This window comes from Thermobifida alba (assembly GCF_023208015.1).
GTDB lineage: Bacteria > Actinomycetota > Actinomycetes > Streptosporangiales > Streptosporangiaceae > Thermobifida > Thermobifida alba.
On the sequence record NZ_CP051627.1, the window covers coordinates 2704228 to 2725971 of the forward strand.

General features: G+C 71.8%; 20 protein-coding genes and 1 tRNA gene. 10 read left to right on the plus strand and 11 right to left on the minus strand.

From position 1 onward, the window contains the following. Nucleotides 1–14: 14 nt before the first annotated feature. The 5 genes from FOF52_RS11955 to FOF52_RS11975 all read right to left on the minus strand — a co-directional run bounded on the left by FOF52_RS11955 (nt 15) and on the right by FOF52_RS11975 (nt 4817). Complete coding sequence (locus FOF52_RS11955; protein ID WP_248590044.1) at nt 15–878, minus strand: fructosamine kinase family protein; 864 nt, start codon at nt 876–878, stop codon at nt 15–17. Nucleotides 879–888: 10 nt separating this feature from the next. After that, on the minus strand, nt 889–1404 hold the full coding sequence (locus FOF52_RS11960) for a low molecular weight protein-tyrosine-phosphatase (RefSeq protein WP_248590045.1): 516 nt from the start codon (nt 1402–1404) through the stop codon (nt 889–891). A 93-nt stretch (nt 1405–1497) separates the two neighbouring features. Then, nucleotides 1498–1929, minus strand: coding sequence for a response regulator (locus FOF52_RS11965; RefSeq protein WP_248590046.1), 432 nt, complete (start codon nt 1927–1929; stop codon nt 1498–1500). 28 nt (nt 1930–1957) lie between these two features. Continuing rightward, complete coding sequence (locus FOF52_RS11970) at nt 1958–3619, minus strand: sensor histidine kinase (RefSeq protein ID WP_248590047.1); 1662 nt, start codon at nt 3617–3619, stop codon at nt 1958–1960. Nucleotides 3620–3623: 4 nt separating this feature from the next. Next, nucleotides 3624–4817 (minus strand): PP2C family protein-serine/threonine phosphatase, encoded by a 1194-nt coding sequence (locus tag FOF52_RS11975; RefSeq protein WP_248593847.1) that lies wholly within the window; start codon nt 4815–4817, stop codon nt 3624–3626. A 526-nt stretch (nt 4818–5343) separates the two neighbouring features. Here FOF52_RS11975 and FOF52_RS11980 point away from each other — a divergent pair. Further along, complete coding sequence (locus tag FOF52_RS11980; RefSeq protein ID WP_248590048.1) at nt 5344–6039, plus strand: biliverdin-producing heme oxygenase; 696 nt, start codon at nt 5344–5346, stop codon at nt 6037–6039. A 43-nt stretch (nt 6040–6082) separates the two neighbouring features. Next, entirely contained in the window at nt 6083–6712 is a 630-nt protein-coding gene (locus FOF52_RS11985; RefSeq protein WP_248590049.1) for a TetR/AcrR family transcriptional regulator, read from the plus strand. A 175-nt stretch (nt 6713–6887) separates the two neighbouring features. Here the strand turns inward: FOF52_RS11985 and FOF52_RS11990 are convergent, their stop codons facing one another. Then, a complete protein-coding gene (locus FOF52_RS11990; RefSeq protein ID WP_248590050.1) occupies nt 6888–7856 on the minus strand; it encodes a 3'-5' exonuclease in 969 nt (322 codons plus the stop codon). Nucleotides 7857–8107: 251 nt separating this feature from the next. On the opposite strand from FOF52_RS11990, the gene FOF52_RS11995 reads away from it, so the two are divergent. Continuing rightward, entirely contained in the window at nt 8108–9310 is a 1203-nt protein-coding gene (locus FOF52_RS11995) for an NAD(P)/FAD-dependent oxidoreductase (protein ID WP_282573413.1), read from the plus strand. A gap of 17 nt (nt 9311–9327) precedes the next feature. On the opposite strand, the gene pip is transcribed toward FOF52_RS11995, so the two are convergent. After that, entirely contained in the window at nt 9328–10287 is a 960-nt protein-coding gene (pip, locus tag FOF52_RS12000; protein WP_248590052.1) for a prolyl aminopeptidase, read from the minus strand. Nucleotides 10288–10959: 672 nt separating this feature from the next. On the opposite strand from pip, the gene FOF52_RS12005 reads away from it, so the two are divergent. From FOF52_RS12005 to FOF52_RS12020, 4 genes are all read left to right on the plus strand, one after another. Then, entirely contained in the window at nt 10960–12021 is a 1062-nt protein-coding gene (locus FOF52_RS12005; RefSeq protein WP_248590053.1) for a 3-deoxy-7-phosphoheptulonate synthase, read from the plus strand. Between the two features lie 350 nt (nt 12022–12371). Beyond that, a complete protein-coding gene (gene gcvT / locus FOF52_RS12010; protein ID WP_248590054.1) occupies nt 12372–13490 on the plus strand; it encodes a glycine cleavage system aminomethyltransferase GcvT in 1119 nt (372 codons plus the stop codon). A gap of 120 nt (nt 13491–13610) precedes the next feature. After that, the gene (gene gcvH, locus FOF52_RS12015; RefSeq protein WP_248590055.1) at nt 13611–13991 is read left to right on the plus strand and encodes a glycine cleavage system protein GcvH; all 381 of its coding nucleotides are present in this window, start codon (nt 13611–13613) and stop codon (nt 13989–13991) included. Between the two features lie 7 nt (nt 13992–13998). Further along, complete coding sequence (locus FOF52_RS12020) at nt 13999–15270, plus strand: serine hydroxymethyltransferase (RefSeq protein ID WP_248590056.1); 1272 nt, start codon at nt 13999–14001, stop codon at nt 15268–15270. A 448-nt stretch (nt 15271–15718) separates the two neighbouring features. Here the strand turns inward: FOF52_RS12020 and FOF52_RS12025 are convergent, their stop codons facing one another. After that, entirely contained in the window at nt 15719–16324 is a 606-nt protein-coding gene (locus FOF52_RS12025) for a DUF6286 domain-containing protein (RefSeq protein ID WP_248590057.1), read from the minus strand. A 458-nt stretch (nt 16325–16782) separates the two neighbouring features. Continuing rightward, nucleotides 16783–17640: a formyltetrahydrofolate deformylase gene (purU, locus tag FOF52_RS12030; RefSeq protein WP_248590058.1), complete on the minus strand. Its 858-nt coding sequence runs from the start codon at nt 17638–17640 to the stop codon at nt 16783–16785. Between the two features lie 168 nt (nt 17641–17808). On the opposite strand from purU, the gene FOF52_RS12035 reads away from it, so the two are divergent. Further along, nucleotides 17809–19014: an alanine racemase gene (locus FOF52_RS12035; protein WP_248590059.1), complete on the plus strand. Its 1206-nt coding sequence runs from the start codon at nt 17809–17811 to the stop codon at nt 19012–19014. A gap of 59 nt (nt 19015–19073) precedes the next feature. Here FOF52_RS12035 and FOF52_RS12040 read toward each other — a convergent pair whose 3' ends face one another. Beyond that, nucleotides 19074–19472: a DUF3618 domain-containing protein gene (locus FOF52_RS12040; protein ID WP_248590060.1), complete on the minus strand. Its 399-nt coding sequence runs from the start codon at nt 19470–19472 to the stop codon at nt 19074–19076. Nucleotides 19473–19489: 17 nt separating this feature from the next. Beyond that, the gene (locus FOF52_RS12045) at nt 19490–20560 is read right to left on the minus strand and encodes a CDP-alcohol phosphatidyltransferase family protein (protein ID WP_248590061.1); all 1071 of its coding nucleotides are present in this window, start codon (nt 20558–20560) and stop codon (nt 19490–19492) included. A 328-nt stretch (nt 20561–20888) separates the two neighbouring features. Between FOF52_RS12045 and bcp the strand changes: the two genes are divergently transcribed. Continuing rightward, nucleotides 20889–21371, plus strand: coding sequence for a thioredoxin-dependent thiol peroxidase (gene bcp / locus FOF52_RS12050; protein WP_248590062.1), 483 nt, complete (start codon nt 20889–20891; stop codon nt 21369–21371). A 165-nt stretch (nt 21372–21536) separates the two neighbouring features. Beyond that, nucleotides 21537–21610: transfer RNA gene (locus tag FOF52_RS12055), tRNA-Leu, on the plus strand. Nucleotides 21611–21744 lie beyond the last annotated feature (134 nt).

Genomic DNA, 21744 nt, shown 5'->3' on the forward strand with positions numbered 1-21744 from the left:
CCCGTCGGAACCGGTCACGCGCGCAGCGCCGCCCGGGCCGTCTCCAACACCATGGTGCGGTAGGCCGCTCCGAACAGGCACACGTGCACCAGCAGCGGGTGCAGCTGGTGCAGGGGCACCCGCGCCCGCCAGCCCTCGCTCAACGGCGCGGTCTCGTTGTAGGCGTCGCGGACCCGGTCCAGGTACGGCAGGCCGAACAGCGCCAGCATGGCCAGGTCCGCCTCCCGGTGGCCGCCGTGCGCCGCCGGGTCCACCACCACCGCGCCGTCGTCCTGCCAGAGCACGTTGCCGTTCCACAGGTCGCCGTGGACACGGGCCGGGGGCTCCGGGTCTCCCGCCAGGTGGTCGAGCGCGTCGAGCACCTTCTCGACCAGCCGGACGTCGCCCGGGGTGAGCGCACCCCGGTCGGCGGCACGGCGCAGGTAGGGCAGGATCCGCTGTTCGGCGTAGAACTCCGGCCACGCGGACCGCGGCGTGTTGTCCATGGGCAGCGGTCCGATGTAGCCGTCCCAGGTCGCGCCGAAGGACTCGGCGCCCGCCAGGTGCATGGCGGCGAGCTGGTGACCGAAGCGCTCGGCCGCCTCGGGGCTGGGCGGACGCTCCTCCACCCAGGCCAGCACCAGGGTGCGCTCGTCCCAGCCGGCGACCGGGGGCACCGGGGAGCCGAACGACCGGCCCAGCCAGTCCAGGCCGAGCGCCTCGGCGCGGAAGAGTCCGTCGATCCCCGGCGCCCCGTCGGGAAGCGCCTTGACGAAGAGGGGGGTCCCGTCGGCCAGTTCGACGCGGTACAGCCGCCACCGGTGGCTGGTTCCCGTCTCGGCGACGGCGGCGACCTCGCGTCCGGTCAGTTCGGTCACCCTGGCGGCGACGGAGTCCACGTGTCCCCCTTCAGCGCGGGCCGAGCAGTGCGGCGAGCTCTCCGACGAGTCCCTTGGAGGCGGCTTCGATCATGGTGAGCACGGTGATGAAGCCGTCCTCGCCTCCGTAGTAGGGGTCGGGCACCTCGGGGTTGGGCCCCGCGCCGGGGGCGAAGGAGCGGAACAGGCGGATCCGCGCCTCGGTCTCCCCGTCGGGAGCGAGTCGGACCAGGTCGGCGAGGTTGTCGGTGTCCATGGCCAGGACCAGGTCGCGTTCGGCGAACCAGGCGGGGGAGAACTGGCGTGCGGCGTGTCCGGTCGGGTAGCCGTACTTGCGCAGGGTCGACGCGGCTCGCCTGTCCATGTCCGCTCCGACGTGCCAGTCGCCCGTACCTGCGCTGTCCACCTGGACCAGGTCGGCGAGTCCGGCGCGCGCGAGGTCGGTGATCAGGATCTTCTCCGCCATCGGGGAGCGGCAGATGTTACCGAGGCACACCACGCAGATGCGGTACGGCCCGGAGGGGTTACGGGGTTCGGGCAGGCTCATGGGACCAACCGTAGTCGAGAACCCGCCCGTGTGCTCGGAGACCGCTCCACCCCGGTGCCGGGGGTGTTCGCACCGTGCCCGGCCGCGGACGCCTCACCGCTGCGGCAGGCGCACCACGGTGACGAAGAAGTCGTCGATCTGGCGGACCACCTTGATGAACTGCTCGAAGTCGACGGGCTTGGTCACGTAGGCGTTGGCGTGCAGCTGGTAGCTGCGGATGATGTCCTCCTCGGCCTCCGAGGTGGTCAGGACGACGACGGGGATGCGGGCCAGGTCCTCGTCCTGCTTGATCTCCTGCAGGACCTCGCGTCCGTCCTTGCGGGGCAGGTTGAGGTCGAGCAGCACGAGATGCGGCCGGGGCGCCTGGGCGTACTCGCCCTCCCGGCGGAGGAAGCGCAGGGCCTCGACCCCGTCGGAGACCACGTGCAGGCGGTTGCCGACCTTGTGCTCCGCGAACGCCTCCCGGGTCATGAGGGCGTCGCCGGGGTCGTCCTCGACCAGCAGCACCTCGATAGGTTGCACCATGCGGACCTCGTTCAATCCCCAAACCTTCTCATCTGTCGGCGCCATCGGCGTCCTGTCCGGACCGCTCGGTCAGCGGTGACGCCTCTTCGTCGGAGTGGTCGTCGTCCTTGTCCGTGTCCACCGGCAGCGACCAGCAGATCCGGGTTCCCGGCTCGTCGGAGTCGGAGTCCAGCCAGATGCGTCCGCCGTGGAACTCCACGATCTTCTTGCACATGGCCAGCCCGATCCCCGTGCCGCCGTACTTGTCGCGCGTATGCAGTCGTTGGAAGATCACGAAGATCCGCTCAGCGTACTGCGGCTCGATGCCGATCCCATTATCGGCGCAACAGAACACCCACTCGGCCCCCTCCCGCCGGACACTGATGTGCACGCGGGCCGACTCCTCGCCGCGGAACTTCACGGCGTTGCCGATCAGGTTGAAGAAGACCTGGGTCAGCAGGGTGCGGTCCCCCTGGACCTCGGGCAGCGGGTCTCCCGTGACCACGGCCTCGGCCTCCTCCAACGCCGAGCCGAGGCTGGCGAGCGCGTCGTCGAGCACGCTGTTGAGGTCCACGGTGCCGAAGTTCTTGGTCCGTCCCACGCGGGAGAACGCCAACAGGTCGTTGATCAGGGTCTGCATGCGCTTGGCCCCCTCGACCGCGAAGTCGATGTAGGAGTCGGCGCGCTCGTCCAACTGCCCGTGGTAGCGGCGTTTGAGCAGCTGGCAGAAGCTGGCGACCTTGCGCAGCGGTTCCTGGAGGTCGTGGGAGGCGACGTAGGCGAACTGCTCCAGCTCCAGGTTGGAGCGGCGCAGCTCCTCGGTCTGGCGCTCCAGCAGTTCCGACTGCTCCTGGAGGGCGCGCCGGGCGGTGCCGACCTCGTCGAGTTCGTGCACGATGCGTTCCCGCATGGCGTCCACGTTGCTGGCGACCCGTTCGATCTCGGGCGGCGCCTCCAGTTCGATGCGGTGGGTGTAGTAGCCGTCCGAGACCTGCTGGAGGTGACGTCCCAGTTCGTCCAGCGGGCGCAGCACCCAGTGCTGGAGCATCACCCACAGGAAGCCGCACAGCACCACGATGACCACGCCCACCAGCATCAGCAGCGCGGCGAGCTGCTGGGTGGCCGAGGACAGCTCCGCCTGGGCCTCCTCCAGTGCGGCGGTGACGCGCCCCTGGGCGCTGCTGGACGCCTCCCGCAGGTAGTTGAAGCGCTCCTCGCCGAGCTGGACGTCGGCGGGGGTGAGCTGCTCGCCGTTGCGGACCTTGTCCAGGACCGGTTCGGCGAACTCGCTGCTCCACGACTCCCCCGCGGCCAGCAGGGCCTCGATGTCGGAGTCGATGGCGGGGTTGTCCCGGGCCGCCTGCTCCAGTTGGGGGAGGCTCGCGTCCAGGGTGCGGCGGCCCTGTTCGTACGGTTCCAGGGAGTCGAGCGTTCCGGTGGCCGCGTAGCTGCGGATGCCGTTGTCCTGGTTGTAGTAGGCGGCCATGGTCTGGTGGAGGGCGCTCTGTGCGGGAGTGAGCTGTTCGACCTGGCGGACCACCGCCTCGCGCGCCTCCAGGGCGGTGACGACGATGGTGGCCACGGAGGCGATGAGGACGACGCCCACCGAGATCAGCAGTACGGTGACGCGTCGCCGCAGCGACCAGGGACGGGTGAAGAGCGCTCCCGCGACCGAAGTCGCTCCGCCCCCCGATGCGGTGTCGGAGTTCACGTGGTCATTCCCCATAGGTGACGAGCAGCATCGCGACGTCGTCCTGGAGCGGACCGCCGTTGTGCTGTTCGGCTTCGTCCACGAGGCGCTCGGGCAGTTGGGCGATCGAGGTTCCCGAGGCGAGGACGCCTTCGACGATGCGGGACAGGCCGGTGACGCCGAGCCGGTCGGAGCCGTTGCCGTCGTAGGCGTCCACCAGTCCGTCGGTGTAGAGCATGAGGGTGGCTCCGCGGGGGAAGGGGAAGCTCTCGACCGTCGCCTCGACGTCGAAGAGCATGCCCAGCGGCGGGCGGGGTTCGGCGTCCACCTCGATGACCCGCCGGTCCGGGCTGAGGACCAGCGGCGGCGGGTGGCCGAACAGCCGGATCCGCGCCTCCTCCGCGCCCCGGTCGATGCTGACCTGGCAGAGCGTGGCGTACATCTCGTCCTGGGCGCGTTCGGAGACGAGGATCTTCTCCAGGGCGGACAGCAGCCGCTCCTCCGCGACCCCTCCCATGACCAGGGCCCGCCAGGCGATGCGCAGGTTGACGCCGAGCGCGGCCTCGTCCGGGCCGTGGCCGCTGACGTCGCCGACGATGAGGTGGGTGGTGCCCTCCCGCTCCACCGCGTCGAAGAAGTCGCCGCCGACCAGGGCCCGTTTGCGGCCGGGCCGGTAGAAGGACCGGGGCACCAGGAGGGACTCGTCGAGCAGCAACTGCGGCAGCAGCCCCCGTTCCAGGCGCATGTTCTCCCGGGCGTGCAGCTCGGCCTCGCGCAGTTGGCGCGCGTTCTCGTCGGCGCGCTGGCGTTCCACCGAGTAGCGCAGGCTGCGGGCCAGCAGGGAGCCGTCGACCTGCCCTTTGACCAGGTAGTCCTGGGCTCCGGCGGCCACTGCGGCGATGCCCTCGTGCTCGTCGTCCAGTCCGGTCAGGACGACGACCGCGGCGGACTCGGCCGCGGTGAGGACCTCACGCAGCAGGTCCATGCCGCGCGCGTCGGGCAGGTTGAGGTCGAGCAGCACGCAGCCGCGGAACGCGGGCAGGTGCGGCCGGGCCTCGGCCAGTGTGGTGACCCAGGTGATCTTGGCGTTGAGTGCTGTGTCCGCGAGGAACTCCTCGACGAGGAGTCGGTCCGCGGGGTCGTCCTCGATCAGGAGGATGTCTACTGATTCCACGGCGCCTCGGAGGGGTGCGCTTCGCGTGCCTGGGGGTGGGGGCACGTTCGGCGGCTCGTGCCCTGTCTTTCCAATGTCCACATACCGCCTCTACGTCGACTGTCTCTTCAGCACCCGGGAGCAGATCGTGCGGGGGGTCGGTGTCATGGCTCCCCTCCAGGTCCGACACCGGTGTGCTGGGGCGCCTGGCAGGGCGAGCGCACCGGGGGCGCGGTCGTCCAGCCCGACTCCGTTTCTCCCTCCAGGCTGGTTCGCGAAAAGTTCGTGCCAGTCAAACGATAATGGCCCGGCTCCGCACACCGCCAGCAGCGCAGGCCGGAAACGTCCGACACCCGACCGGGGGAACGGGCCGGGCTCCGGGCTCATGGAACATCGCTTCGTCCGTCGCGACCAGGATACTCGCCGCCCTCCGGACGCGCCGACGCCGCCGGGCCGCTGGTGGTGGACCGAAGTTTTTTGACGACATGTCGTCATCAAGCATTGTGCTCTCCGCCTTCAAGCGACATCATGTCATATCAAATCCTCGGTTTCCTGACTTCTCCCCGGGCACCGGACAGAAGGAGCTCCCCCCATGGGCACGGCACAGGCCACGCAGCAGCAGTCCGCCTCCTCGACCTTCTCCGAACGGCTCCGCAACGACACCTGGCAGGCGCACGGCGCCGCCGAGGCCCACGACTTCTCCCGGGCCCTGCTCTCCGGCACCCTGCCCCGCGAGGGCTACGTCGCCCTGGTCGTCCAGCACTACTTCCTCTACACCGCGCTCGAAGAGGTCTCCCGGGCCCTCGCCGACCACCCCGTCGGCGGCGCCGTGCACTTCCCCGAACTGCACCGGGTCCCCGCCCTCGAACGCGACCTGGCCTTCCTGTGCGGTCCCGACTGGCGCGAGGCCGTCGCCCCCCTGCCCGCCACCCGGGCCTACGCCGAGCGCATCCGGTGGACCGCCGACTGGCCCGCGGGCTTCATCGCCCACCACTACACCCGCTACCTCGGCGACCTGTCGGGCGGACAGCTCATCAAGAAGGTCGTCCAGCGCACCTACGGCTTCGACGACGGCGCGGGCTTCGAGTTCTACGTCTTCGACCGGCTGGGAAGCCTGCCCAGGTTCAAGAACGGCTACCGCGCCGCCCTGGACGCCCTGGAGTTGGACGAGGCCGAACAGCGGCGGGCCGTCGAGGAGGCGCGCCTGGCCTACCGGTTCAACAACGAGATGATGGCCGAACTGGACCGCTCCCACCCGCTGCCCCGCACCCCCGACCACGCGTCGTGAGGACCGTGGCACGGCTCCCGGTGAGACGTGCCACGATAGGGATATGCCCAAGATCTCGGCCCCCACCATCGCCGCGCACCGCGCCCAGGTGCTCGACCGCATCCTGGACGCGGTGGCCGTCCTCACCCGCGACCAGGGAATCGAGGAGATCTCCATGACCGACGTGGCGGCGGTGGCCGGCATCACCCGTACGGCCCTGTACAACTACTTCCCCGACAAGCCCGCCCTGCTGCTGGCCTTCACCGAGCGGGTGACCGCCGACTTCGTGCGGCGCTGCCGGGAGGAACTCCCCGAAGACGCCTCGGCGACGCAGCGGCTGGCCGGGTTCATCAGCTTCCAGCTGGAGGCCATCGCCGAACACCCGCACCCGGCCGCGGCCGAACTCGGCGCGAGCCTGGGCCCGCAGGCCTACCAGCAGCTCGCCGACCACGTCGCGCCGATGCAGCGACTGCTGGGGGAGATCCTGCACGGGGGAACGGTGAGCGGCGAGTTCGAGTCGGTCCCCGTGGAGCACACCGCCAAACTGCTGCTGGCCCTCATCGGCTCCCAGCGCATGCCCCTGGTGCGCGGCGAGGTCGACCTGGCCGAGGCGCGCACCCTGGTGACCGAGTTCGCCCTCCGGGCCCTCGGCGTGGACCGGGAGACCGCCGCGGCGGCGACCCGCGCCACCTGAGCGAGCACACCGCGAGCACGGGCGGGGACGGCGACCGGACGCCGTCCCGAGTCGGCCCACACGCAACTGCTGGGGACCGCGGCCGCCCGTGTCCGCTCCTCCAACCGTGCTCCCCGCCTATCGCGGGAGAACCGCCACCCCGGGGCGGTACGCCGGTCGTCGTGTCCTCGCCCGGTCAGGTCCGCGTGAGGCCCCGCGCCTCCGCGGCCCACCACGCTTCGAGCCGGGGCCGGAGCAGGGCCGCCGCCAGCGCCGCGACCGCCGCCGCACCGGTGACCGCGGCGCCGGCCAGCAGTGCCGAGCGTGCCCGGGCCTCCGCGCGGGCCCGGGCGACGGCCCGGGCCCGTTCGGCCTCACCGAACCGCCCCGCGCACAGCCGCGGGTCCAACTCCAGATCGCGCCAGACCCGCGGCCAGGGCCGCGGCGGCCGCACCGGCACCGGCCGCGGGCACGGCCCCGCCAACCGCGTCGCCCCCGCGGCCGAACGACGCGGTTTGAGCCGCGCCGCACTCGGCCCCGCGGTCAGCACCACCGGCGCCGGCCCCACGTAGTGCAGCGGCCCGGGGGCGTTGCGCAGCAGTTCGGCCAGCAGTTGGGCGCAGGCCCGCGCGTCCCCCAGCGCGGTGTGCTGTCCGGTCGGCCAGTCGCCGCCGAGTGCGTGGCTGGCCCGGGCCAGCGAGTAGCGCTCCAGAACGACCTGGGACCGCAGCGTCCGCAGCGTGCACAGCCCCGGCAGGCCCCCCGGCAGCCCGGCCGGAACGTACTCACTGGTGAGGAAGGCGTTCTCGAAGTCGAGGTTGTGGCCCACCAGGACCGCGCCGGAGAACAGCGCCCGCAGTTCCGCCACGAGCTCGGCGGAGCGGGGCGCCCCCACCACGTCGCCGTCGGCGATCCCGTGGAACTCCTGACCGGTGACCGCGGTCCGAGGGTCGACGAGCGTGGTGAACTCGCGGATCACCGTGCCGTCCCCGCGCATCCGCACCACCGCGATCTCACAGACCCTGGCCCCCTGCTCGGGCCGGAGCCCGGTGGTCTCGACGTCGACCACCGCGTACTCCAGGTCACGCGCGCGACACCCGCTCCGGCGCCGGGTCAGCGCCCCTATTCGCACGGCCTCGTGGCCCGCGCGCTTCTCGTGCGGCACGTCCCTCTCCTCGCCTCGTCCTGCGGCCCGGCCGCGTGGTGCGCGGCGGACCAGCCCCGACCTTACCCGCCGTCTGTGACGGTCCCCCTCCCCGCGCTCCCCTGCCCGCCTCCCCACGTGCGCGGCCCCCCGCACGGAACACCTGCGGGAAGCAACGCCGCCCGCGTCGGTGTTGCCGCTGTGGGACCCGGTGCCGGCGGCGTTGGTACGTTCGGCACCGCGCACGACGTCACCGATCCGCGGAGCGACAGTTGCAGACCATCGTTGTAGCCGGTGCCGGCATGGCCGGCCTCACCACCGCCGAGGCGCTGCGGGAAGCGGGCTTCGACGGAACCATCACCCTCGTCGGCGAGGAGGTCCACCGCCCCTACGAACGCCCGCCGCTGTCCAAGGAGGTCCTGACCGGGAAGGGCTCCGGCAGGGGGGTGTGGCTGCGCACGGAGGCCGAACTGGACGCGCTCGACCTGGACCTGCGCCCGGGGGTGCGGGCCGTCGCGCTGCACCCCGCCGAACGGGCGGTGGCGCTGTCCGACGGAACCTCGGTCACCGCCGACGGGGTGGTCGTCGCCACCGGCGCCCGCGCCCGCCGCCCCGCCACCGACCTGCCGGGCGTCCACGTCCTGCGGACGCTCGACGACGCCGAGGCGATCCGCGCCGACCTGCTGCGGCACGGACGCGTCGCGGTGGTGGGCGCGGGCTTCGTCGGGGCCGAGGTCGCCGCCAGCGCCCGTGCTCTGGGCGCCGACGTCACCCTGCTGGAGGCCGCGGACACCCCGCTGACCCGGGTGGTGGACCCCCGGATCGGGGCGGTCCTCGCCGAACTGCACCGCGACAACGGCGTCGACCTGCGCCTGGGGGTTCCGGTGACCGCCTTCGAGGGCGCCGGCCGCCTGGAGCGGGTGCGTCTGGCCGACGGGACCACGGTGGAGACGCCCCTGGCCGTGGCGGGGCTGGGGGTGCACCTGAACACCGAGTGGCTGGCGGGATCGGGGGTGGCGCTCGACACCGAGGCGGGCGGGGTGCGCTGCGACGAGTACTCCGCCACCTCGCTGCCCGGGGTGTACGCCGTCGGCGACCTCGCGGCCTGGCCCCACCCGCGCTACGGCGGCCGGATCCGCCTGGAGCACTGGACCAACGCCGAGGAGCAGGCGCGCGTGGCGGCGCACAACCTGCTCGCGGGGGAGGGCTCCCGCACGCCCTACACGCCGGTGCCCTACTTCTGGTCGGACCAGTACGGCATGAAGATCCAACTGCTCGGGCAGGCCGCCCCCGCCGACACCGTGGAGATCGTGCACGGCTCGGCGCAGAGCCGCAAGTTCGTCGCCTTCTTCGGCAGGGCGGGCCGCCTCGTGGGGGTGCTGGGCCTGCGCTCCACCCCCAGGGTGATGCGCTACCGCCCCCTGCTGGCCGAGCCCACCTCCTGGGCCGACGCCCTGGCCGCGGCGGGACGCTGACCCCGCCGCGGCGCGCGTCACCGCTCGGCGAAGCGGTCGGTGGCCTCGATCAGCCGGTGCAGGATGCCGGGTTCGCTGAACGCGTGCCCGGCGTCGTCCACCAGGTGGAACTCCGCCTGCGGCCAGGCCCGGTGCAGGTCGAACGCGGTCTTGGGGGGAGTGCACACGTCGTAGCGGCCCTGCACGATCACGCCGGGGATGTCGGCGAGCCGGTGGGCGTTCTCCAGGAGCTGTCCGGGGCTGAAGAACCCGCCGTGGACGAAGAAGTGGTTCTCGATGCGGGCGAAGGCCAGGGCGTAGTCGGGCTCGGCGTGCGCGGCGCGCATCCGCTCGTTCGGGTACAGGGTCAGGGTGCTGCCCTCCCACACGCTCCACGCCCTGGCCGCCTCCAGCCGCACCCGCGGGTCGGGCGAGTTGAGCCGCCGGGCGTAGGCGCCGATCAGGTCGTCGCGCTCGTCCTCGGGGATGGGGGCCAGGTAGTGCTCCCAGGCGTCGGGGAAGAGGTACGACGCGCCGCTCTGGTAGAACCAGCGCAGTTCCTCGTTGCGCAGTGTGAAGATGCCGCGCAGGACGAGCTCGCTGACCCGTTCGGGGTGCTGCTCGGCGTAGGCCAGCGCCAGCGCGCTGCCCCACGAGCCGCCGAACACCAGCCAGCGGTCCACCCCGGCCATCCGGCGCAGCCGTTCGATGTCCTCCACCAGCGTCCAGGTGGTGTTGGCGTGCAGGTCGGTGCTGACCAGACTGGCGTGCGGGGTGCTGCGCCCGCAGTTGCGCTGGTCGAACAGCATGACGCGGTACCGGTCGGGGTCGAACAGCCGACGGTGGTCGGGGGAGCAGCCCGCCCCGGGTCCCCCGTGGAGGAACACCGCCGGTTTTCCGTCCGGGTTGCCGACGAGTTCCCAGTAGATCCGGTTGCCGTCGCCCACGTCGAGCATCCCGCTGTCATACGGTTCGATGGGCGGGTACAGCGTGCGCATCAAGAAGTGCCCCTCTTTCAACGAGTCTGGGTTGTCGTGCCGGGCTCACGGCTCTCCCGCTCCCGGGCGGCGGCCCCGGGCCCCACGGCGGGAACGCGTGCCGGCCGCGGACAGCAGGGGGGGGAGGACGTGGTGCAGACGGCCGCGGTGTGGACGGGAGTCGCGGCCCTCCTGTCGGCCGGGGCCCGGCGGCGCGGTCCCCGCCGGTGCGGGCGGCCCGCCCGGCGACCGGGGGACGGACCCGGCGGCGGGCGGCGGCCCCACGACAGGCGACGGGGCAGCGTGCCTGTCGGTGCGGTCCTGAGCCGTGCGGTCCGACCACCGCACCCCTTCCTCGCCCGCCCTTCCTCATCCTAGACCTCCGCCGGGGGCGGGAAGGCGCTCTTCACCGCATGCCACCTGTCACCGACGCGGAGTCGTCGCAATAGGCTGCGTCACGAGCGCGTTAGGGTTTTTCGAGTGTCTGCCGAACACGCTTTTCGCCCCAGCCGCAAACGGCCTGGACAGCGGGTGTGTGACCGTCGGATTCCGGAAGCCGGCGCACGAATCTTGTGACGTGTCCACGCGGAGCTCCACAAGGGCTCGCGGCCGCGGCGCCGAAGCCTGTCGCCGCCGGGCCCTCGCGACAGCCACCGAGCCTGCCAGTCAGGAACAAGGATGAAGGAACCGCCCATGCCGAGTACCAACGACACACGTGTCGTCAGTTACCAGCCGCTCGTCGCCCCCCACGACATCCTGGCCGAACTGCCGATGGGCCCCGAACGCACGGCACTGGTCGAGGAGGCCAGGGCCGAGGTCAAACAGGTGCTCGACGGCGAGGACGACCGGTTGCTCGTCGTCGTGGGACCGTGCTCGGTGCACGATCCCGACTCCGCCCTGGAGTACGCGCGCCGCCTCAAGGCGCTGATCCCCTCCGTCTCCTCCGACCTGTGCGTGGTCATGCGGGTGTACTTCGAGAAGCCGCGCACCACGCTGGGCTGGAAGGGCCTGATCAACGACCCCGGCCTGGACGGCAGCTTCGACGTGCACCGGGGGCTGCGCACCGCGCGCAGGCTGCTGCTCGACATCGGCTCCCTGGGCGTCCCCGCCGGCACCGAGTTCCTCGACCCGATCACCCCCCAGTACATCGCGGACGCCGTGACCTGGGGCGCCATCGGTGCGCGCACCACCGAGAGCCAGGTGCACCGCCAGCTCGGCAGCGGTCTGAGCATGCCCGTGGGCTTCAAGAACGGCACCGACGGCGACGTCCAGGTCGCCGTGGACGCCTGCCGGGCCGCCGCCAGTTCGCACACCTTCTTCGGCGTCGACCCGCACGGCTCCGGCGCGGTCGTGTCCACCTCGGGCAACCCGGACTGCCACGTCATCCTGCGCGGGGGGCGCTCCGGCCCCAACTACGACGCGGCCAGCGTCTCGGCCGCGCTCGACGTCGTGGAGGCCGCGGGGCTGCCGCGCCGCCTGATGATCGACGCCAGCCACGCCAACAGCGGCAAGGACCACCTGCGCCAGCCGGGCGTGGCCCAGGCCATCGCCGCCCAGATCGCCGAGGGGCAGACCGGCATCATCGGGGTGATGCTGGAGAGCTTCCTGGTGCCGGGAGCGCAGGAGCTCGGCGACCCGGCCGCGCTGACCTACGGCCAGAGCATCACCGACAAGTGCATGGGCTGGGAGACCACCGAGGAGGTCCTGGCCCAGCTGGCCGACGCCGTGCGCAGCCGCCGCAAGACCGCGGGCTGAGTCCCGCCGAGCGCCGGTGTGCGGCGGTCCCGGGCAGATCCCGGCCCGCCGCACACCGGCGCTCCTTGCCCGGCGACCACGCGCTGCTAGGCTGAGAACACCAGGCGCCTGCGCGCCCGGAACGCTCCGGGCGGGAAGCGCGAACCACCGAACCCGACGTGTTCTCCCGGTGCGCCCGGGCACACCGACCACACGGGCGGGAGCGCCTCGGCAGACAGGACCGCGCAGTACGGGGACCTTCCGCCGAAGGTGTGGACCGTCGAGGCGGCGAGGCCCTCCAGCGGCGACGGCAGCGGGGGACGGCGCTCACCAGCCTTCGTTCTCGCACCCACCCTCTTTCGGGAGTGTCCATGACTCAGGCTCCGACCGGCGGTGCCCGCACCACTCCGCTGCACGAGACCCACCTGGCGCTCAACGCCACCCTGGTCGACTTCGCGGGATGGCTCATGCCCCTGCGCTACAGCAGCGAGAGCGCCGAGCACCGGGCGGTGCGCACGGCGGCCGGGCTGTTCGACCTCTCCCACATGGGGGAACTCCGGGTGCACGGCCCCCAGGCCGCCGAATTCCTCGACTACGCGCTGGTGGGACGGCTGTCCACGCTCGCCACGGGCCGGGCCCGCTACACCATGCTCGTCGCCGAGCACGGAGGGGTGCTCGACGACCTCATCGTCTACCGTCTGGACGAGGACGAGTACCTGGTCGTCGCGAACGCGGCCAACACCGGCGTCGTCACCGCCGCGCTGACCGAGCGCGCCGACGGGTTCGACACCGCCGTCGCCGACGAGTCCGACGAGTACGCCCTGGTCGCCCTGCAGGGGCCGCGGGCCGTGGAGATCCTGGCCCCGCTCACCGACACCGACCTGTCCGACCTCGGCCCCTACACCGCCCGGCCCGGCACCGTCGCGGGGGTCCCGGTGCTCCTCGCCCGCACCGGCTACACCGGCGAGGACGGCTTCGAGGTCTTCATCCGCCCCGCGGCGCAGGCCCCCGCCGTCTGGAACGCGCTCCACGAGGCCGGACAGCCGCTCGGACTGCTGCCCGCAGGCCTGGCGGCCCGCGACACCCTGCGCCTGGAGGCCGGGATGCCGCTGTACGGCAACGAGCTCAACACCAACCTCACCCCCTACGAGGCGGGCCTGGGCCGCCTGGTCAAACTCGACAAGCCGGGAGACTTCGTCGGGCGCGCGGCGCTCACCGCACGGGCCGCCTCCGGCCCCACCCAGACCCTCGTCGGCCTCGTCGGCCGCGGCCGACGGGTGCCCCGCAAGGGGTACGGGGTGTTGCGCGACGGTGTTCCCGTCGGGGTCGTCACCAGCGGAGCGCCCTCCCCCACCCTGGGCAAGCCCATCGCGATCGCGGCCGTCGACGCCGGCACCGACCTGTCCAGCGGCGAGTTCAGCGTGGACGTGCGGGGCCGCGCCGAGGCGGTGGACGTGGTGGACCTGCCCTTCTACCGGCGGGAGACGTAGGCCCCCGCTCGTGCTGGGTACTGTCCGTCCTGCCGGGCACGGTGGGACCGAAGGTGTCGGGGCGGCGCACGGCAGTGTGCGCTCCTGCTGAATAATGGACAACACTCCTGGAGAGTCGAATTGAGCGTTCCCGCGGAGCTGGGTTACACCAAGGAGCACGAATGGGTGGCGGTCAACGAGGGCATCGCCACCGTCGGTATCACGGCCTTCGCCGCCGAGGCGCTGGGGGACATCGTCTACGTCGAGCCGCCGGAGGTCGGTTCGACCGTCTCTGCTGGTGACGGCTGCGGCGAAATCGAGTCGCACAAGTCGGTCAGCGAGATCTATTCTCCGGTCGACGGGGAGGTCGTCGATATCAACCAGGCCGCAGTGGACGATCCCGAGCTGATCGGCTCGGACCCCTACGGCCGGGGCTGGCTGTTCAAGGTGGAGCTCGCGGACGAGCCCGCCGATTTGCTCACCCCGGAGCAGTACACGCAGCTCACCGAAGGCGAAGGTTAGGAAACTCATGACCGCCCAGAGCAATCCGCTCAACCAGTCGCTGGCGCAGCTCGACCCGGAGGTCGCGGCCGCCGTGGACGCCGAGCTCGCCCGCCAGCGCGACACCCTGGAGATGATCGCCTCCGAGAACTTCGCCCCGCAGGCGGTCCTGGAGGCACAGGGAACGGTCCTGACCAACAAGTACGCCGAGGGCTACCCGGGCCGCCGCTACTACGGCGGGTGTGAGCACGTCGACGTCGTCGAGCAGCTGGCCATCGACCGGGCCAAGGCGCTGTTCGGCGCCGAGCACGCCAACGTGCAGCCGCACTCGGGGGCGCAGGCCAACACCGCCGTGTACTTCGCGCTGCTGCAGCCGGGCGACACCATCCTGGGCCTGGACCTGGCCCACGGCGGGCACCTGACGCACGGCATGCGGATCAACTACTCGGGCAAGATCCTCAACGCCGTGGCCTACCACGTGCGCGAGTCCGACGGCCTGGTCGACTACGACGAGGTCGAGGCGCTGGCCAAGGAGCACCAGCCGAAGCTGATCATCGCGGGCTGGTCGGCCTACCCGCGCCAGCTGGACTTCGCCCGCTTCCGGCAGATCGCCGACCAGACGGGCGCCCTGCTCATGGTGGACATGGCGCACTTCGCCGGCCTGGTCGCGGCGGGCCTGCACCCCAACCCGGTGCCCTACGCCGACGTGGTGACCACCACCACGCACAAGACGCTGGGCGGTCCGCGCGGCGGGCTCATCCTGGCCAAGGCGGAGCTGGGCAAGAAGATCAACTCCGCGGTGTTCCCGGGCATGCAGGGCGGTCCGCTGGAGCACGTGATCGCCGCCAAGGCGGTGGCGTTGAAGGTCGCGGCGACCGAGGAGTTCGCCGAGCGGCAGCGGCGCACCCTGTCGGGCGCGAAGATCCTCGCCGAGCGCCTCACCCGGCCCGACGCCGCCGAGGCCGGCATCCGCGTGCTGAGCGGGGGCACCGACGTGCACCTGGTCCTGGTCGACCTGGTCAACTCCCAGCTCAACGGTCAGGAGGCGGAGGACCGGCTGCACGAGATCGGCATCACGGTCAACCGCAACGCCGTGCCCAACGACCCGCGGCCGCCCATGGTCACCTCGGGTCTGCGCATCGGCACCCCGGCCCTGGCCACCCGCGGCTTCGGCGACGCCGACTTCACCGAGGTCGCCGACATCATCGCCGAGGCGCTCAAGCCGGAGTTCGACGCCGAGGCGCTGCGTGCCCGGGTCCGGGCGCTCGCCGCCAAGCACCCGCTCTACCCGGGGCTGTGACAAGACGCTCCCGGCGCCGCGGGCGTCGGGAGCCGCGCGGGGGTCCGACGGTGTCGGGCCCCCGTTTCATGTCCCGGGCCGCCGTGTCGGGTTCACCGCCCCAGCGCCCGGGTTCCCGCAAGCCCCGGGCGTGCCCGCCCCGTGCTCCGCGGGGCGGCGCCCCCTCCCCCCGTCTCCTCCCGCGGCCGTGCGGGCCGCGTCGGTGGTTTCCGGATACGGTGCAGCGGTCCCCGGGATTCCGCGGCCCCCTGACGGGCGGGGCGCGGCGTCACCGTCGTCCGGCGGACGCCTCCCCGGGGCCGGACACGGCCCTCCCCCGCTCCTGCAGAGCCGTTGCGGGGGAGGGCGCCGGATCTCCTCGGCGACTCCGGCGCGCCTCCCCTCGGCCGCTCCCCCGGCAGGTCGAACGGTCTCCGCGGCCCTCGGGCCGCTTCACCGCGCGGCGCGGTCACGCCTTGGCGCAGCGCACCTGGACCCGCACCTTCGGTTCCCTGATCAGGGACAGTTCGACGATCTTGCGTTCCACCGCGTTCTGGATCGCCGGGGACACCTCCGCGGCGCGGTGCGCCTCGGCGTCGGCGCGGACCTTCACGCGCTGGCGGGTCAGCGTGACCCGCGCGTCGTGCACCCCGTCCACCTCGCGGGCCGCCGCCGCCAGGGTCCGGCGCAGCGCCCCCCGGGACACTCCGGCCGCGAACGCCGGGTCGTGGGGGTGCCATTCCGCTCCGCGTCCCCAGCCGGGCAGCAGGGCCAGGGCGATCAGCAGCAGGCTGATCAGCACCAGGACAGCGGAGGCCACCTGTACGGCGGGATCGCTCCACCGGGCGGCGGAGGCGTGCTCGCCCGCCTGGTCCACGGGCAGCACGGTGACCGGGCTTCCGGCGAGCGCGGAGATGACCTCTGCGGCGGCCAGCCCGGTCACTCCCACGAGCACTCCGCCGACCACCACGGCCGCCCACGAACGGTACGGCCGGAGTGTCCGCACGGCCGCGTGGTCGGCCCGTCCGGTGGCGCCCGCCTCTGGACGGACCAGCGCCTCTTCCACCGTCGTCATGCCTGTCCCCCCATTCTCTGAGCGTCGAGTGCGTGCCGACGCTCCGGCTTACTCATCCACCCCGGTACTTCGTGAAGTCTGTGTGCTTTACCCGTTTTTCGTCTTTTGATCCCTGCCGCGGGAAGCGATGCCTCTGCGCCTCCCCACACCGGCCGAAGCCGGCCCCCCAGAGCCGCCCGCGGTCGCACACCGGATTGATGAGGCCGTGTCCGAGCGGCTCCCGGACTCCCCTCACCGGCAAGGGCGTGGTTACGCCTGCCACCGCACACCATTTCCTGTGACTTTCGCCACTCGGTGCACTCCAGACATCCACTGCCACTCAGACCACTCGGTCAAACACTCAGCGTGACCAACCTATCGCAGAGTGCGGCACGGCCCGCAGCCACCGGGACGCCGTGCCCGGACCACGCGGCCGTCCGCCCCGGGCACGGCGTCCCGGGGCGGACGTCAGCGCGTCATCACCTGAACACCACCGTCTTGGTGCCGTTCAGCAGGATCCGGTGCTCGGCGTGCCAGTTCACCGCGCGGGCCAGGGCCATCGACTCCAGGTCGCGTCCGACCTCGGTGAGCTGCTCCGGGCTGAAGGTGTGGTCCACCCGGGCGACCTCCTGCTCGATGATCGGCCCCTCGTCCAGGTCGGCCGTCACGTAGTGCGCCGTCGCACCGATCAGCTTCACCCCGCGGGCGTGCGCCTGGTGGTAGGGGCGGGCCCCCTTGAAGCTCGGCAGGAAGGAGTGGTGGATGTTGATGATCCGCCCCGACAGCTTCTGGCACAGGTCCTCGGAGAGCACCTGCATGTAGCGGGCCAGCACCACCAGGTCCACGTCGTAGGTCTGGACCAGCTCCAGCAGCCGCGCCTCCTGCTCCGGCTTGGTCTCCGGGGTCACCGGCAGGTGGTGGAAGTCCACGCCGTAGGACTCGGCCAGGAACCGCAGGTCCGGGTGGTTGGACACCACAGCTGTGATGTCGGCGTTCAGCAGGCCGCTGCGCTGGCGGTACAACAGGTCGTTCAGGCAGTGCCCGAACTTGGACACCATCACCAGCACCCGCGCGCGCACGGCACGCCGCCACAGCTCCCAGTCCATCCCGTACTCGGAGGCCAGCACCGCCAGGGCTCCCCGCAGCGTGTCCTCGTCCACTCCGGGGTCCTCGGCGGTGAACTGCACCCGCATGAAGAACCGACCCGTGTAGTGGTCGCCGTACTGCTGGCTCTCCTCGATGTTGCAGTTGTGGGCGGTCAGCACATTCGCCACCGCCGCGACGATTCCACGGCTGTCGGGGCACGACAGCGTCAGCACGAACTCGCGATCACTCATAGTTCACAGGGGACTTTCGACAAGGGAACGGCCGCACCCATCCGCGGTCTCACGAGCTTCCAGGGTAACCGTCTCCGCTCCGTCCAGCCGTGATGAACCCGCCGTGACCAGCGAATGGAACCGTCTTCCGGGAAAGGCGGCGCCGCGCGGCTGTGGCATGCTCACTGCATGAGCAGCGTCCGCAGACGGTACGAGGCCGCCACCGCCCACCTGCAAGCCCCCTTCGCCATCGTCGATCTGGGCGCCCTGCGCGCCAACGCCGCCGACCTGGTCCGCCGGGCCCGGGGCACACCCATCCGAGTCGCCAGCAAGTCCGTCCGCTGCCGCTCCCTGCTCCGCGAGGTCCTCGCCATGCCCGGGTTCTCCGGGATCATGGCCTACACCCTCGACGAGGCACTCTGGCTGGCCACCGATCCCGGCAGCGCCGACTTCGCCACCGACGTCCTCGTGGCCTACCCCACCGTCGACACCGACGCCATCGCCCGCCTGGCCGCCACCCCCGAAGCCGCGGCCAGGATCACCCTCATGGTCGACTCGGTGCGCCACCTCGACCTCATCACCGCCGCCGCCCCCGACCCGGCCGCCCCCGTGCGCGTGTGCCTCGACATCGACACCAGTTGGCAGCCGCTCGGCCCCGCCGTCCGCATCGGCGCCCACCGGTCCCCGATCCGCACCCCCCAGCAGGCCGCCGCACTGGCCCGGGCAGTCGTCCGCCGCCCCGGACTGCGCCTGGACGGCCTCATGGCCTACGAGGCCCAGATCGCCGGGGTGGGCGACGCCCCACCCGGGCGCCCCCTCTACGGCGCCGCGCTGCGCTGGGTGCAGCACCGCTCCCGCCGGGAGCTCGCCCGCCGCCGCGCCGCCGTGGTCAGAGCCGTCCGCGAGGTCGCCGACCTGCGTTTCGTCAACGGCGGCGGTACCGGAAGCCTGCACACCACCAGCCGGGAGCGCGCCGTCACCGAGGTCGCCGCGGGCTCCGGCCTCTACCAGCCCCGGCTCTTCGACCACTACCGTTCGGTGGACCGCCGCCCCGCGGCGCTCTTCGCGCTCCCCGTCGTCCGCCGCCCCGCTCCCGGTGCGGCCACCGTCCTGGGCGGCGGCTACCTGGCCTCGGGCACTCCCGACCCGTCCCGGCTGCCCCAGCCCCACCTTCCCGCCGGGCTGCGGTTCAGCCCCTCCGAGGGCGCCGGGGAGGTCCAGACGCCGCTGCTCGGAGCCGTCGCCGACACCCTCGCCGTGGGCGACCTCGTCTGGATGCGGCACGCCAAGGCCGGGGAGCTGTGCGAGCACTTCGACCGGCTGCACCTGGTGGACGGGGACCGGGTGGTCGCGGCCGTCCCCACCTACCGGGGTGAGGGAAAGACGTTCCTGTGACCCGGTGACGCAGCGGGGCCCGCCGGTAGCGGTCCGGCGGGCCCCGCTGCGTCACCGGGTCAACGCCTGCTTCGACGCCGCAGCACGATCAGCACTCCCACGGCGACGGCCACCCCGACGCCCACGCCGATCAGCAGCGCCGGAGAGGGCGGCTGCCGCAGTTCGTACTCGGTCACCACCTCGTTCTCACCGCTGACGAGAACGGCCCCCTCCTCCGGTTCGACCGGGTGGCTGCTCCTGCGGCGCACCGGGTCCCCGGCCGCCAGCGCACGCGCCTCCTCGGCCAGGTAGCCGCCGGCCTGACGCACCTTCTCCAGCCCGCGCCTGGCCACGTTCTTGGGGTTGGTCCGGTCGACCAGCTCGTCGATCGAGGCCGCCAGGCGCCGCTGCACCTGCTCGATCTCCGCCTGCACGGCCGCCGGGTCGCGTGGCGGTCCCACGGGCTTGCGTCCTTGCATACAGCCGACTCCTTCCGCTACCGCAGGGTGGCCTGCGACGGACTCTCATCCGGGGTCTGGTTGATGACTTCTTCGTCAGGCGTGCGCGTGAGCCGCAGCGCGCTCTCGATCCCGTCCACCACCCGGAAGAAGTCCAGCGTGGACAACCACAGTTTATAGACGATCAAGATCTCGAAAGCGAGAAGGAGAACACCCGCCGTCACGGTGATCCAGATGACCGACGTGGCCGAGAACACCGCCGCGAACGGCGCCAGGACGAACACCGCGATCTGGAACTCGATGCCGCTCACCAGGTGGGTGCGGATCCGCCGTGCCCGCAGGAACTCCCAGTACTTCTGGTACCAGGGGAAGCGGCTCCGAAACCCCTGGTGCAGGTCGACTCGCGGCAGCCGCACGTCCGGCTGCTTGCCCGCGGCCCGGTCGGCGCGGTTCTCCCGCTCGGTCTGCGACCGCAGCAGCTGCTCCAGGACCGAGATGCCGTGCCGGAGGACCGCCTGCTCCCCCGTGTCGCTCATCGGCCGATCCGCCGCGGCCGCCTCCTCCGGCTCCAGCATCGACAGCGTCGCCCGCGCCCACTCCAGAGCCCCCGCCAGGCGCGACCGCATCTCCCGGCGCATCTTGTACACCTGCAGCGCGTTCAGGTAGCGCAGCATGTCGCAGAAGACCACCGCCAGCGCCAGCCAGACGAAGACAACCCGCCCGGTCAGCACGTACTGGCCCCCCATGAACGCGATCGCGCACACCAGCACCCGGAACCGGTCGAAGATGTAGTCCATCCAGGAACCGAACAGCGACTCCCGGTCGGTCAACCGGGCCAGTTTGCCGTCCATGCAGTCCACGAGGAAGCACAGGTAGTACAGAACCGCTCCCGCGACCAGGAACGGCCACAGTCCCACCGCGAAGCAGGCCGCCGCCCCCAGCCCCAGCAGCAGCACCGTCACCGTCAACTGGTTCGGCGTGATCGACGTCCGGTTGGCGACCAGGCGGACCAGGCGGATCGCGATCGGATCGACCGCCCACACCGTCCACCAGGAATCGCGCTCCCGACACACGCGGCTGCGGACCTCGTCCAGGGTGTAGCTGGGCATTGCTGGTCAACTCCTCGAACACGAAGCCTGGAGAACGCTTCGGCCCGCCCCGCCGGCGACCGTCCGACGGCGGAGCCCGCGTTCCGGTCTGCGCGGTCTCGGCGTCCGACTTGACGAGGGGTGGGCTTGGTCAACCTTAAGACGAAGAACATCCATCTCAGGACGGTGCGGCCGGAGCTTCTCCCCTCCGGCCCACAATCCGCCCCACTTGTTCCACTTCGCCCTTCTGGCCGGACCACTCCTTGTTTTTCCGCTCTGTGCCCCGGTTTGCGGACTAGGGTGGGGGGCACGCGTTTGGCGTAGAGTCACCTACTCCGAGGAGTCCACGTTGCGCGAGAACACGATTCGACTCCAACCCGGCGACACCGCCCCGGATTTCACCCTGGACAGCGCTGACGGAACCCCCGTCACCCTCAGCGAGGTGCTCAAAGAGCACGACCGCGTGGTGCTGTACTTCTATCCGGCGGCGATGACACCGGGCTGCACCACCCAGGCCTGCGACTTCCGCGACAACCTGCGCGACTTCGACAACGCCGGACTGGCCGTGCTGGGCGTCTCCCCCGACTCCCTGTCCCGCCTGGCCAAGTTCGTGGAACAGGAAGGTCTGACCTTCCCGTTGCTCAGCGACCCCGACCGCTCGGTGCTGACCTCCTACGGCGCCTTCGGGGAGAAGAAGAACTACGGCCGGATCGTGCAGGGCGTCATCCGCTCCACCTTCGTCGTCTCCTCCGGGCTCACCGTGGAGCGGGCCTACTACAATGTGCGCGCCAGCGGGCACGTCGACCGGCTCAGACGCGACCTGGGGCTGTGAGGAGGCTCCCACCGAACCGCAGGCCGTTTCCCGCCCGTCGCCCGCCGGCCCCGTCCCGCACCCGTGAGGGGCACGTCCGCACGACTTGCATTCCTCACACCTGAACTGCCAATCTCAGACAGAAGCTCTCCCGGTCTTTCGACAGCCACGGGAAGACCGGGCCACGGGGCCGTAGCCCAACGGCAGGAGGCGGCGGCTTTAGGTGCCGTACAGTGCGGGTTCGAATCCCGTCGGCCCTACGGAGGACACCGGCCGGAGGAACGCGGAGGAACTCCGCGCCCTCCGGCCGGTGCTGTGTTCGGCCGACCGCGGGAACCGCTGTCCCCGGGGTGCGCCCCGCTCGACGAGCGGGACGCGGACCCGCGGTCACCCC